This window comes from Undibacterium sp. TC9W, from assembly GCF_049339865.1.
Lineage (GTDB): Bacteria > Pseudomonadota > Gammaproteobacteria > Burkholderiales > Burkholderiaceae_D > Undibacterium.
The window spans coordinates 1-13,546 of the sequence record NZ_JBMPPJ010000031.1; the positions used below are offsets into that span (position 1 = coordinate 1).

The following is a 13,546-nucleotide window of genomic DNA, read 5'->3' on the forward strand; positions in this document are numbered from 1 at the left end:
TCGCCAGCTCTTTGGCCAGCGCCTGCAGTTTGCTTCTTTCCATTGCGTTTGTCGTCATTTTGGCAATTCCTCATTATAGGAGCTTCATCTGCCAGAATTACTTACACACTTTTATTTACAGGCTCGACAAATCGCAATTCTGTCTCAGATTGAACGTCGGAATTCTCCCCGACGTTCTGCGATAATTTGAGTTGCCATCCTCAATTTTTTGCAATCGGGAATAATTAGAAAATCTAATGCATATTTATTTCAAAAAAATACTGATTGGATTTGAAAGTCGAGTTACAAGTCAAAACTTTTTTTACGCCTCGTTCTCGCTATTTCTCTATGCAGTCGTGCCTACATTGTTAATTGCTTCAAGCGCGCTACTACTGGCGAAGTTCATTTCGCCCTCCATTTATGCGACAGTTGGGACTGGCGGTGGACAGAAAAATCTTAGCTTATTCCCTACTCTCATTTTTAATCCATTTGTTGAGTCTCTGTTGTTGGCATCCCTGATTTTTCTTTCCATAAAATGCCGGTTCAAAACAACTTTAACTGTATTGCTCCCTGCAATACTGATGGCAGCAATGCATGCTGTTGCCAATCCTATGTGGGGAATAACGATACTTTGGACATTTATTACTCATTCTAATGCCTTTCGCTTGTCTTTCAGAAAAGGGCTAATGAGAGCTTACTACACTATTGTTGTCGCCCACTCGCTTCAAAATGGATCAGTGTTGCTCTTTGCCTATTTTTGGGAACAAGGTCGTGGCCTCGGATAGGTCTGCTCTTCAAACTAGCCAGAACAACATAAAGATAAGCGGTGAGCCTCGCTGCATGGCACGATTAGTAGCATTTATACTGCCATTCCTGATCTGTTCACGGCAGCAGTTATTACTCTAAAGCACTCAAATTCACCAGACCCACACGTTGCCCCGCACAGGCCCGGCAAAAAAATTTACTCAAGCAAAAACCGCATTCAAACTAGCAATAATCGCTGTCTGACTACCATCCGCCAGCGGAACCGTAACGGTGGAACCTTTGAAGGCGACCACGCTTTGCCCGGATGGCGCAGCTTGTGAGAAAGCTTTGCTGGAGCTGGCGTGGGCCATGCTGCCGTAAGGGCCATAAGTGGTGCCGCTTTTTCCGGTCAGGGTCAGTTGCAGGACGCATTGCCAGCCAAACCATGTACCTGTATAGCCAGAGACAGACACTATCGGATCGTTATACGGGATGTTGACAACCTGGCTGGTTCCGCTATTGCCACCGTGCTGCAAGGTGGTGAAGATACCGGTTTCCTTGTTCTGCGTACCGATGTTGTATGGGCCGGTGCCGGTATTGATGGACTGTATGGCATTGAGCACATCGCCAGAGCGCACCATCACCTGCGTAATATTCGGGTTACCCGCTGCTGCGATAATTGCGGTGTCGTCAAAGGCATTGCCTGATGGCGGATTGGCGAGCTGATCAAGGATCATGAACTGTGCCTGCTCGAACTGGAAGTTGCCTGAGTTCAGGCGCCACATGAAAATATCCTGATAATGGTACTGCTTGTCACCGCTGTTAAAGCCTGCGGAAACGACATTCCATACCTGTTGTGCGCTGGAGTTTGGGGCAGAATTACCTGGTTCAAACTGCGCGCCATAACCGATGACAGAGGGGGATATTCCAGCATCGAGAAACTTAAACAAACGTGTGCCATCGTAGAATTGCGGCGAGACAAAATCGAAGGCGCTGTTGACGGTGGGATAGTCTATGGAATCAGTTGGCCAGGCGGGTGTGAATGACAGGAAATATTTAACGGGCTGCTCATCAAACACCTGGCGTATCGTGGAGAACAATATCTTGAACTGGTCCTGGGTCATATCGTCAGAGACATCACCTTCCCAGTCTACATCGAGGCCATTCATGCCATTGCCTTGCAGATAGCTGACAAGATTATTGGCAAATTGTGTTGCCTGTGTCTGCGGGTCGCCTGTCTTGGAAAAAATCGCAGCCAGGGTATTGGCGCCTGCATACACCATGGTCGCCAGAAACTTGATGCCAGGGTTGACCTGGCGCGCATCATGCAGCACAGAATTCAGGTAATCCTGATTGCTGAGTCCGCCTTCATGCGTTGAACTGCCAATTTCTATGGTGTCACCATTGACGGCTGGGGTGACGGCAAAAAATGCGATGCCGAGAAAGTTGGCGCTGTTATAGGTTTTATTGTTGATGAGTGTTTGAAAGCAACTGTTTGCGCTGTTGTAGTTGGTGCCGGGTGGTTCATCTTCGTTCAGATAAATCCACGCATTGACTCCATTTGCCATGTCTGCCATGTTGATACTCCTTTGGATTGATGTGATAGTTTGCCTATCCTCAATATGCAGCCATCAGCACAATGGCCGTAAATGCCATAAAGTCGGCGTGACACCTCATGCCATCTGCATATCTTCATAAAGAAATCGGACTGGGTGGGCTTTGCAATCGCGCTAAAAAGCGGATTGACGTTAACAATTCCGGTGCCAGGATCAACATCTGGACTTGCATAAAAGATAACATTTTTATTATATCAAAAAAACAATATGTTTCCAGTTTTTTTGCTTTTTAAATATGATCTATAGGCCCCAAGCCTTTTGATGAGAACAACTGTGTTGCTTCGTCAAAGGCAGGCTCCAGTCCACCACAATAGTCGAGTGCGCCAAAAGTATGGGCGAGGTCTTTCAACCAGACAAAAAAGTCTGTGGCCAACACCAGGCCTGCGTCCCTGCAGTCTTTGGTGGATAAAAGTATGACTACATCAAAAGCATTTTCCCCGTAGATAATCTGCATGCTTGGATTTTTCAGCATTTGCTGATCAATCTTCATTTCATGAAGATTCAAGAAAAAGCTGCTGTAGTTTTCGCCTTTGGATATCTGCGCCCAAAAGTTTTGACTAAAGACGTTTTGAAATTCAAGTTCTCCAAGACCACTTTGCTCAAAGCTTCGCACATTAGAAATATCGATAGCGAGCCTGGACATCAAAGATGCAAGCTGATTTGCAGGAACTGATTCCAGCAAAAACTCTAGTAGTCCATTCAATCTGTAGCCTTTACAAGTTTTATCCGTGTGGTTCATATAGCGCGATCTTCAGAAACGCAGTCGCGATATCGCCTCAAGTATAAACCACGCGCTTGCTCAATTAGCGCGCGAAAGCCGCAGAATATACTAGTAGCCCATTCTTCAAAAAATCCCAAGTCCGTTTCTGGCGAGACTGTGCGGGCCTGAACATCAATACTGCCTGCTCTTGTCCAACACGATATAGACACCATAAAGAGGAAGAGCATGATAGAACTGAACAATAAAATCGCCATCATCACCGGAGCCAGCTCGGGCATTGGGCGGGCTGCCGCCTTGCTATTTGCCAGCGCAGGCGCAATCGTGATTGTCGCTGCGCGGCGGCAGCCTGAGCTGGATAGTCTGGTAGCACAGATAAGGCAGGCTGGTGGCCGTGCCGCAGGCATTGCGGGCGATGTCAGGCAAGAAGCCTATGCGCAAACCCTGGTTGAATTTGCCGTGCAGGAATTTGGCGGGCTGGACATTGCCTTCAATAATGCAGGTACCATGGGCGAAATGGGGGCAACGCTGCAAGTGTCTGCCGCAGGCTGGCAAGATACGCTGGATACCAATTTGAACAGTGCATTTTTTGGCGCGAAATATCAGATACCTGCGATGCTCAAACGCGGTGGAGGCAGCCTGATTTTTACATCTAGCTTTGTCGGCCATACGGTGGGTTTTCCTGGTGTAGCCGCCTATGCCGCCAGCAAGGCGGGGTTGAATGGCTTGACGCAAGCACTCGCAACAGAATTTGGCGCGCAAGGCATACGCGTGAATGCGATCTTGCCTGGCGGCACAGAGACACCGATGGCACATCAAATGAACCACACGCCAGAGGCCATGGCCCAGGTCGCCAGTCTGCATGCCTTAAAGCGTCTGGCGCAACCGGAAGAAATTGCGCAGGCAGCACTGTTCCTGGCATCGGATGCATCTTCATTCATGACGGGTACTGCGATGCTGGTGGATGGCGGGGTGTCGGTGAACAGGACTTGAGGCGGGTTCCTTACTTGTAGTGATATTCCACTGGTAGGGTGCGCACGGCGCATCCTGCTCACCTTGCTGGCACCTGCATATATACAAGTTCCTGTTTTTTTGCGATGATGCTGACTCTTTTGGCAAGGCATTGCCCCACTCCCGCTCAGCAAGAAGGTTTTTAGATGGCCACCGAAGTCGAGATCCAGAATTTGTACATTGCTTATTTCAACCGCCCTGCCGACAAGGCTGGTCTCGCTTACTGGAAGGATGTCAGCCTTAGCCTCTTGCAGATCGCGCAAAGCTTTTCTGAACAGAAGGAATATGCGAGTGCCTTTGCCGGGTTCACGGCAGAACAAACCATCAATGCCCTGTACAACAACCTGTTCAACCACAAGGCTGACGCGGATGGTCTGGCCTACTGGAGTGGTCAGATCAAAACCGGCAAGGTCAGCATAGGGGCAGCGGCGATTGCGATTTTGAACGGGGCCACAGGTGCAGACCAGATGGCGGTGCAATCCAAGAATGCAGCGGCGATTGCGTTCACAAAAAAACTGGTCGCTGATCCCCTGGCCGATTATGCCTATAACCTCGGTGGCGCAGCATTCAACACAGCCAAGAGCTGGCTGGCCCCTGTGGTTGATATCCCCAGCGGTATTGATGCCATCAACAGCCTCGCCAGCATCACTGACAAATTAACGTCGAGCGCAGCCTATGGTAACGACAAACTGGCAAACGCTGTACTCGTGCCTGTGCTGGCGGGCCAAAACAATACGGGTAGCAAGACTGGGGACTTTTATTTCACCGCGGACGATAGCCAGTTGCTGGCATCGAATACCAGGCTGACAGGCAACGGCGCGGCAGTGGCGCTCAATGTCAACAGTTTTTTTACGCCAGTCTCGCACAGCAGCGCAATGGTTAGCGCCGTGCAGACACTGAACCTGCAAGCGGGCGCTGACACCAGCAATGCGGGCAACGATTTCATCAACAGTTTCACGACGATCAATGCCAACCGCATCAGTGGTGGTGACAATATCGTGCTTGGCAATCTGTCTGGCCAGACCGTGAACCTGAATAACCAGAGTGGTACATCTACAGTGACGCTGGGCGGCATCAACCAAAGTGTAAAACAGGCCGGAGCGCAGGCCAACTCTGTCGTCAAGAGCACAAGCGCCAACCTCAAAGGGGCGAGCTTCAATTTCAGCAATACCGGCACGGGCGACCATACACTGGATGTAGCAGCAGGTGGCAATGGTTTCACACTGGACCGTGTCAATATGATAGGCCTCAACAAGATCATTGCGCGCGGAACCGATGACACTTACCTGGACATTACACCCTCGCGCGATCTGGCCATCAGTCTGTCCAGCAGCAAAAATGTCACTATCGCTGCCAAGGGCGGACAAAATGTGAGTATCAGCGGCGTCAAGGCATACGGGCTGACACTGTCCGGCAATAGTAAATTTACGGTAGAGAACAGTCAGTTTTCCAGCATCAACCTGTATGACAAAGGCGCTACGCTGACGGTCAAGGATACCAATGCCGAAGACCACACTATCTACAGCGCAGTGGCAACCAAACTTGACATGAGTGGTGGTGGCGGTGGCACGATCAAATTCGCGGGCGCAGGTAGTTTTGATATCACGGGTGCGGGCAACAAGACCAACGTCTTTTTCTATGAAATGGGCACAAGCGGCGACATCAGCCTGACCACGTCTGGCAGTAATCTTGTCGGTTTTTACGAGGTCATGGGAACGGGTGCAGTCACCATCAATCATGCCAGCACCGGCACCCTGAGCTTCAGCGCCAACTCATCGCATAGTTCAAACACGGTCAATATGCTTCAACCTGGCGCCAGCTTGTGGCTGTCTGGTAATGGATTGGTGAATGTGATAGGAGCTGAAGGAAAGACTGGGAAATTCAGCTATATGTCAGGCATATCCACCACCAGCAACATCAAGCTTGCGCAAACTGGTAGCGGGAACGATATTCTTGAAATCAGGTTCTCTACGATAGAGAATATCAAGACTGCACTGTGCACGATCAGCAATTTCAATGTAGCTGGCAGCGACAGGTTTTCAACTGGTACAAAGGCAACATCGCTAAGTAAAATAAGTATAGGCAGTTCTGACTTTTCCAGCCTGGCCAGCAATATTGCCAGCAGCGCAGCAGGAGCAGGACAGGCACTGTCAGCAACGGCAGGGCAGGCATATCTGATCACCATCGGTAATGGAGAGGCTGCTGGTACATATCTATACCAGCACACGTCAGCAACGGCCAACACAGTCGATCGCGCAGACATCATCGTCAAACTAGTGGGGGCCAGCCAATTTACTGCCGCCGATATTCTGGACTATGCGTTTTAAAGTGTGACTGAAGTGTAATCAGGGTCCAGGGGCATTGTTGTCCCTGCCCTCTGTTTCCAGTAACTTGCCCTTTCCTCAGCACTTGACGCACCCGCCCACTACTGGCACACTACAGCTTCCATCAACCACCACAGGAGACAACATCATGAGAACCACGGATATTGCCCTCTTGTCGGCTGCCTGATCTGCTCACATCGCTGCCTATATCGCCGCACACATCTTCTCTTGGCGTCTTACAAAATTTATCGCTAGTGTGCTGATGCGCGCCTAAAATCGCGCCTGCTTGTGCGTCTGCTTGTGTGTCTGATCGCGCGCCGACTTCCATTTTCTTTTTTCGTTCCTGCTCGCCCCGGCTTTTTTCTTAATTGCCGTGCCTGCGGGATGGTTCAGTGCATCCAAAAACGATGCACGCCCATGAATATGGACAGACACACTTATCATGATCAATTTTGATTTCGCATCCCTGCGCCTGATCGGCCTGACACCGGCTATCGCTAACCAGTTACACGCACTGGCAGCAGATAATGACGACGATGCCAGCCTGCAAATGGCACGTATTACTGAAATACACCGCGACAACCTGGTCGTCCACAATGGCAGCCAGAGCATGCAGGTGCGCGCCCTGCCGCGCCTCTTGTCTGAGCTGGCGGCAGATGACAGCAGCCTGGCTGTCGGTGACTGGGGCCTGTTGAGCAATAGCGGCGATATCGGCGCTGACTATAGGTTCATCGCCAGCATGCCGCCATTCACGCATCTGGCACGCCGCAATAATGAAGGACGTTTGCAAGCCCTGGCCAGCAACGTCGATACCGCCCTGCTCGTCATGGGCCTGGACAGCGACTTCAAGCTGCGCAGGCTGGAACGTTACCTGGCACTGGTGCAGGCAGCCGGAGTTGCCCCTGTCATCGTGTTGACCAAGGCTGATGTGCACGAAGATGCGCAGGCACGCCTGGCCGAGGTGGAACAACGCCTGTCTGCCAGTGTGCCTGTGCTTGCCGTTAACGGCCAGAGCAGCACGACGGCAGACTTGCTGGCACCGTGGATGGTGGCTGGCCAGACTCTGATCTTGCTCGGCTCATCCGGCGCAGGCAAATCGACGCTGACCAATACCCTGGCAAGCAGCGCGCAAGATACCGGTGCGGTGCGCACCACCGATGGCCGCGGCCAGCACACCACGACTGCACGCTCGCTACACCTGTGTCCCGGCGGTGCCTGCATCATCGACACCCCCGGCCTGCGCACCCTGCAACTCAATCTCGACGAGCAGGAACTCAGCGCCAGCTTTGCCGACATTGATGCACTGGCCGCAGAGTGCCAGTTCCGCGACTGCAGCCACCAGAGCGAACCCGGCTGCGCCGTGCGCGATAGCGTCGATGCAGACAGGCTCAGCAATTTCCAGAAACTGCAACGCGAAACCCGCCGCCACCAGCAAACCCCGCTGGAACGGATAGCAGCAAGATCAAAGTGGAAGGTCTTGATGCGCTCAGTGAAGGAGAAAGACAGGATGAAGCGGAGCTAAGTTTGCGATAGGCCTGAGATGCGATTGGGATACGTTCTATCTATGATGCAAGAGTAACGCAAAGTGTTGTGACGCAAGCTGGAGGCCACTGACTGGTACTCCAGCAGCGTTATCGCCGCCCGCAAATCCGGTAAATTGTGAGATGCGGTTTACAACGCTTGAATGGCTTTGCCATCCCGGCATCGCATCTTAAATAAAATTCGCAACCAAGTTAGTTGCAATTTAAATATAAGTAATTTATAGTATGGACCTTACAACCCAAACCGAGCGCATCATGACTACGCACAACATCACCACCGTCACACTCTACCGCCCTACCGGCCCTGAGGAGCTGGCACTGGTGCGCGACAGTGGCAACAAGAAATGGCCACCCCGCCTGCCTGAGCAACCTATCTTTTACCCTGTGACCAATGTGGAATACGCGATACAGATTGCCAGGGACTGGAATGTGCCAGCAAGCGGCTCTGGCTATGTCACGCGCTTTGAGGTCAGCAAGAGTTTCATGGACAATTACCCAGTCCAGACCGTTGGTGGTGCCATACATACCGAGTGGTGGATACCGGCAGAAGATGTCGAGCTCATGAATGCCAATATCGTTGGCCAGATTGAGCTCATCCATAGTTTTACTGCCTGAGGCAAGTCTCAAGCTTGATAAAATGCAGGGCGAACATGGCATGCCCTGCATTTTATTTTTCAGCTTATTCGCTTTCCCTGAGAAATTCCTCATACCTCAATTGTTCACGCACCATCCGTCGTACGCTGCGCACGACGCTCATACTGCCTATCACGCAGATTGTCATCACAAGCAATATCAACCTGTAATCAAGCCCCATGTGGTAGCGACCGATGGAGAACAGATACGCCGTCACTGCATAATAAAATGTTGGCAAAGACCAGTAAATGATGCCAGAACCCACCCACAGCAATTTGCTCTTTTTGGCGACTTCTACCAGATGCTTGAGGATGTGCAAATGCCAGATAAAAGCTGGGAAAGCAATAAAATATAAAGGCGCATGGGCTTTATCGAAGATGGTGTAAAAACTGATGAGCCATGGTTTTATCGGGAGCCAGTGCAAACACATTACGATCAAATACAGTGCCCCTGGCAATAACATCAGCAGGCAACTTAGTGCCAGGTTTCGCATAAGCTCAGGCACATCTCTCAATGGCTGATATTTACGCGCCCTGCCCAAAACCAGCCGGGTAAACAAGAAACCAGCAAGCGTTGAAGATAACAAGACATGGAGAGTCAGGAAACCGCCATAGCGTAAATATGGAGATAACAAGGGCTTGTCTGGAAAAAACATGTAAAAAACGAGGCGCAGAAATAAGGCAGTTACCACCGTCAGGATAATCGAAGGCGCAATCCAATTGCGCCTGGAATCAGAAAACGCACCGGCTTGCGCAAAGATAATGATTTGCAGCAAAACAACCACAAGCAAAGACGGTAAAGACAGAAAAGCAAAAATGGGGAACAGGTCCGTCATGAACCTGGACAAAGGCATGGAAACACCTAGGGCGACAATATTCATTGATTTATTTGTATATTGGAATTAAGCGCATCTTACACTGACTCATGCTGTATTTGCCTGAAAACATGAGGCTAAAGAGCCTTGAATAAAGTGCCGTCATCCCGCACGGCAGGCGGTATGCATACAGAGGTATATGTCAAGACGCAAAGCATCCTCATGAGCAAGCCGCATGCTATAGTCGCATCGCCATCAAGCCTCCTTACTTCTGTCACACTCGAATACGTACATAAACTGCGGACAATATCTTGAGCAATACAAAAACCTGCAATACGACCAGTTTAATTTCTTCATGCGACAAGCATTGCACAGGCCAGCTGAGCCGCCTGCTTTTCACACTATTCTGTTTCTCGTTCACCAGCCCGGCCTTTGCTTTTTCACCCACATCCAACCTCGAAGAGCTGATCTATGCAGCCATTGGCAGTGCGATAGTCAGCCTGATTGCCATGGTCGTGGTGCTGGTCAAATTGAAGATCAGTTTATTGCCGCGTTTGCTCGCCATGCTGGCGACGCCTGTGCTGGTTTTCCCGCTGTGCATGGCGGGCAGCATGGGCATGGGTTATGTCGCGCATGAAATCAAGCAGTACCAGCAAGAGCAGGATGCGGCACACATCGCCAGCGTAGAAGAAGACGCCTGGCAGCATAATTTCTTGCGCATCAATGCCTGCGAGGGTAATCATGCCTTGCTGCAATCAGAACTGGCCTCGGGTAGGCATCAGATAGAAAGCAAGTTGCGCGCCTTGAATGAATGTGTGCTGCCGCAGGCCGATGCGCAGGCATTGCGCATCCTGTTGCAGGATGCGGTGAGTAATGACAAGGAGGAGCGTACCTACTGCACTTACCTGCCGCCAGTCTTGCAGAGCATGAATACCGTTTTGCTGGATGTATTTGTCGAGCAAAAGCTGTCGCTCGCCTGCCCTTCGCCCAAATATGCTTATGTTCCCGACACAAGCAAAGTCGCGCCAGCATGGTGGGATATTCTGAACGATGAGCAAATCACATCAGACACCAAAGACAAAGATCGCCTGTTGACTGTTTTGCGCTATTTGCAGACGCATAATGTGGATATGAAAGTCGTCGCGAATGACCGCTCGCTGCTGACTATCGCCATGGAAAGCGGCAAGGTCGATCTCGTCCTGTTTGCCCTGGATGCAGGTGTCGATCCGTACGCGCTGCCTGATAACGATAACGTGCTGTCGCCACAGCAAATCTGGACGCTGCAAAGATTTGGCTATGCCGATGCGGGGCCAATAGCCTACAGCGAAGCAGACCAGAAACGCATACAGTCATACCTGCGTGAAATGAATAGCAAGGAGGCAGCATCACTGGCACAGAAACTGCCCCTTAAAGGCGGCCTGGCAGCAGCCAAAGATGGCGGTGCCGGATTACTGGCCTACCTGATCAAGAGCAGCAACAATATGCGCGAGCTTAACCGCGCTGGCGGCGATCTCATTGACGTATATGCCCAGACATCAACGGCGGTATTGGACGTGCTTGACCGTCTTAACGATCAGCAATTGCGCGATTTTATCTGCCCGGATGCCAGCAACAAGGGTGATGACAGTGACAATAGCAATGGCCATGCACTGTATGCACGTGCCGTCAGCGCTGAGAATCAGGCGCTGGTCAATTTCTTCAAACGCCGCAAGATGCCTGAGACTTGCCCGGGCATGCCCAGGCAAGAGCAGTAACACAGACCCAGCACTTGCGTTGACTTGATGGCAAACCCGTGCTGACCTGCTATCAGGTCAATGCAGGTGCCGGTTTGATATTTGGCAGCGGCACGTTCTTGCCATCGACAGTCAGGCTGAATGTCGCCCCATTGTGCACCAGCCGCACTTTCAGCACGCCCTTCTTTTTATAGACAACGGTACCATTGAGGCTGAGTTCACCATCCTTGAGTTCAAGGATATTGCCGCTTTCATTGGCAATGCCTGCCACGCCATCGATGGTCGAGACTTTGGTATCGCCATCTATCTTGACGCTGCTGCTATTGGTATCGGGTGCTGCAATGGCGGGGATATTTGCCGACAAGGCTGCCAGCATACTGAGCAAGACAAATGTGGATTTCATTTTTGATCGTGTCATCACAAAAAATAAAGAAACACTACCCTAAGACATATCAATTGCTTTGTCAAACAGGCAATGCAAACAACAACGCAAGACGAAAAAAAACCTACCAGTGGCAGGTTCTTTTAAAGTCACCCAAGCCGGATTAAACGCCCTTACTATCTGTAAAGTGAATTTATATCCCAGGATGACATGTTATGTATGCCGTGTTTATTCCTGCTCCCTGGCTTATCTGCCAGGTGATGCAGTTCTTTGCAACGTGAAGCTATTCTAGACAGCGCAGGCGTTCAAGTCTGTGCGCTGGCACACACACTTTCATTTCCACCGGGTTTTACCAAATGTAATTAAAGCTGCATCCAAACTGTAACTCCTTATACTCGCGGCTTATAGAATAATTAAGCTTATTTGACATGAAATTTTGCCGCGCTAATTTACCCTGCTATTTACCCCAGCTTCAGTTACTGGCAACGTTGCTCAGCGTCGCCCTGGTGACGCCAGCATTGCAAGCCATGCCTGTTGAAGTGCATACCCGCATCGCTACGCCCACCATCACAGGCAAAAAAATAGCGCTGACACTGGACGCCTGCTCGGGCAAGTTTGATGCTGAGTTGCTCGATTTTCTGATACGCAAGCGCATCCCCGCCACCATCTTTGTAACCAAGAAATGGCTGGACAAGAATTCGCAAGGCGTTGCCATCATCAAGGCTAATCTTGATCTGTTTGATGTTGAAGACCACGGCGAAAAACACATCCCCGCCATCATAGGCCCGGGCAAAAAAGTCTATGGCATGGCCGGTGAACCCGACATCGCCAGCCTGCAGCGTGAAGTCACCGAAGGGGCCAAAGCCATCACCAGCGCCATCGGCACGACCCCGCAATGGTACCGCGGCGCCAGCGCCAAATATGACCCGCAAGCCATGGATGAAATCAAACGCATGGGCTACAAGATCGCTGGCTTCTCCCTGAACGCCGACCAGGGCGCAACGCTGCGCAAACAAGCCATCATCAAACAATTCAAACGCCTGCAGGCGGGTGATGTCATCATCGCCCACATGAACAAACCAGCCTCTGACTCTGCTGAAGGTTTGGCAGTAGCACTGGAAGAGACACTGAAACAGGGCTTTGTGTTTGTGCGACTGGATCAGGTGGAGTTGCAGAGAGTGGATTTGCAAAAATTACAGACTCCCAGACGCAGCGTTGCACTATCCAATTAACGTGGCAAAAAACTGTCTGTCATCCCCCACAGCTGCAGGCATCTTAAACGCTTGCAAGCCTCACGCTTCACTCAGCGCGCCCATCCACATCAAGATTTGACTGGCAACATACGCCGCAACACGCCGTCTTTTTTGACCAGGCCATGCCACAAGGCAGCCGCTGCATGAAAAGCGGCCAGTGCGAGCAGGATATTGGCCAGCAAGCCGTGCAGCTCAACGACATTATGTCTGAGTTCTTTGTTGGCAGGGTCAAATGCTGGTACGGTAAAGAGATTGAATATATTGTCCCCGCGTATCCATACTGCGGCGACCCCAATGATCACTATAGCCACCATGAGCAGGTACAGCAGATGATGTATGCCTACCGCCAGTTTGCCCAGCATGCCGGGATCAGCCGCTGGTAACCGGGCGCCCGAGGTTCTGCGCCAGATGAGTCGCAATATCAATACCGCGCCCAGCAAGACACCAAAACTGATATGCAGACTGCGTACCGTAACACGCGGCGTCCCTTTTGGGAAAAAGTCTATCGTCTGCCCGATTACCCAAAGCCCCACCACCAGAATGGCGCTGAGCCAATGGAACAGTATGGTACGGCGATCATAGACCAAGGCTGAAGTCAGAGCTGAACTTGTATGCATGAATACCCTACCAAAAAAATTTGTGAACTCAAAAATTTGCACATCATTAGCAAGAGAAGGCACCCATCAACTCGATCAAGGCCAAGACAGCATGGAAAATCATTTCTGTGCTTGCCATCCGTAATCCATCGTGTCTTGATTACATTTGCCGTTACGGTGAAAACCGGGTTAATTTCACAAA

Annotated in this window: 12 protein-coding genes; 7 read left to right on the plus strand and 5 right to left on the minus strand. The window is 50.9% G+C overall.

The genetic code is table 11. From position 1 onward, the window contains the following. Nucleotides 1-236: 236 nt before the first annotated feature. A complete protein-coding gene (locus ACO0LN_RS27300; protein WP_422979387.1) occupies nucleotides 237-764 on the plus strand; it encodes a hypothetical protein in 528 nt (175 codons plus the stop codon). Nucleotides 765-944: 180 nt separating this feature from the next. On the opposite strand, the gene ACO0LN_RS27305 is transcribed toward ACO0LN_RS27300, so the two are convergent. Beyond that, nucleotides 945-2,300 (minus strand): glycosyl hydrolase family 18 protein, encoded by a 1,356-nt coding sequence (locus tag ACO0LN_RS27305; RefSeq protein ID WP_422979389.1) that lies wholly within the window; start codon nucleotides 2,298-2,300, stop codon nucleotides 945-947. A 268-nt stretch (nucleotides 2,301-2,568) separates the two neighbouring features. Beyond that, entirely contained in the window at nucleotides 2,569-3,078 is a 510-nt protein-coding gene (locus ACO0LN_RS27310; protein WP_422979391.1) for a hypothetical protein, read from the minus strand. Between the two features lie 207 nt (nucleotides 3,079-3,285). Here ACO0LN_RS27310 and ACO0LN_RS27315 point away from each other — a divergent pair, with 207 nt between their 5' ends. From ACO0LN_RS27315 to ACO0LN_RS27330, 4 genes are all read left to right on the plus strand, one after another. Further along, nucleotides 3,286-4,050: an SDR family oxidoreductase gene (locus ACO0LN_RS27315; protein ID WP_422979393.1), complete on the plus strand. Its 765-nt coding sequence runs from the start codon at nucleotides 3,286-3,288 to the stop codon at nucleotides 4,048-4,050. 164 nt (nucleotides 4,051-4,214) lie between these two features. Next, entirely contained in the window at nucleotides 4,215-6,395 is a 2,181-nt protein-coding gene (locus ACO0LN_RS27320) for a DUF4214 domain-containing protein (RefSeq protein ID WP_422979395.1), read from the plus strand. Nucleotides 6,396-6,834: 439 nt separating this feature from the next. Continuing rightward, on the plus strand, nucleotides 6,835-7,914 hold the full coding sequence (gene rsgA, locus ACO0LN_RS27325; protein ID WP_422979397.1) for a ribosome small subunit-dependent GTPase A: 1,080 nt from the start codon (nucleotides 6,835-6,837) through the stop codon (nucleotides 7,912-7,914). Between the two features lie 274 nt (nucleotides 7,915-8,188). Further along, entirely contained in the window at nucleotides 8,189-8,548 is a 360-nt protein-coding gene (locus ACO0LN_RS27330) for a hypothetical protein (RefSeq protein ID WP_422979398.1), read from the plus strand. Between the two features lie 64 nt (nucleotides 8,549-8,612). Here the strand turns inward: ACO0LN_RS27330 and ACO0LN_RS27335 are convergent, their stop codons facing one another. Further along, nucleotides 8,613-9,446, minus strand: a complete 834-nt coding sequence (locus ACO0LN_RS27335; protein WP_422979400.1) for a hypothetical protein — start codon at nucleotides 9,444-9,446, stop codon at nucleotides 8,613-8,615. A 245-nt stretch (nucleotides 9,447-9,691) separates the two neighbouring features. On the opposite strand from ACO0LN_RS27335, the gene ACO0LN_RS27340 reads away from it, so the two are divergent. Next, the gene (locus tag ACO0LN_RS27340) at nucleotides 9,692-11,134 is read left to right on the plus strand and encodes a hypothetical protein (protein ID WP_422979402.1); all 1,443 of its coding nucleotides are present in this window, start codon (nucleotides 9,692-9,694) and stop codon (nucleotides 11,132-11,134) included. Between the two features lie 52 nt (nucleotides 11,135-11,186). On the opposite strand, the gene ACO0LN_RS27345 is transcribed toward ACO0LN_RS27340, so the two are convergent. Next, nucleotides 11,187-11,516 carry a hypothetical protein gene (locus ACO0LN_RS27345; RefSeq protein WP_422979404.1) on the minus strand — a complete coding sequence of 110 codons (330 nt, stop codon included), beginning with the start codon at nucleotides 11,514-11,516 and terminating at the stop codon, nucleotides 11,187-11,189. A 407-nt stretch (nucleotides 11,517-11,923) separates the two neighbouring features. On the opposite strand from ACO0LN_RS27345, the gene ACO0LN_RS27350 reads away from it, so the two are divergent. Continuing rightward, nucleotides 11,924-12,727, plus strand: coding sequence for a polysaccharide deacetylase family protein (locus ACO0LN_RS27350; RefSeq protein WP_422979406.1), 804 nt, complete (start codon nucleotides 11,924-11,926; stop codon nucleotides 12,725-12,727). A gap of 89 nt (nucleotides 12,728-12,816) precedes the next feature. On the opposite strand, the gene ACO0LN_RS27355 is transcribed toward ACO0LN_RS27350, so the two are convergent. Next, nucleotides 12,817-13,365 carry a cytochrome b gene (locus ACO0LN_RS27355; RefSeq protein WP_422979408.1) on the minus strand — a complete coding sequence of 183 codons (549 nt, stop codon included), beginning with the start codon at nucleotides 13,363-13,365 and terminating at the stop codon, nucleotides 12,817-12,819. Between the last annotated feature and the right edge of the window lie 181 nt (nucleotides 13,366-13,546).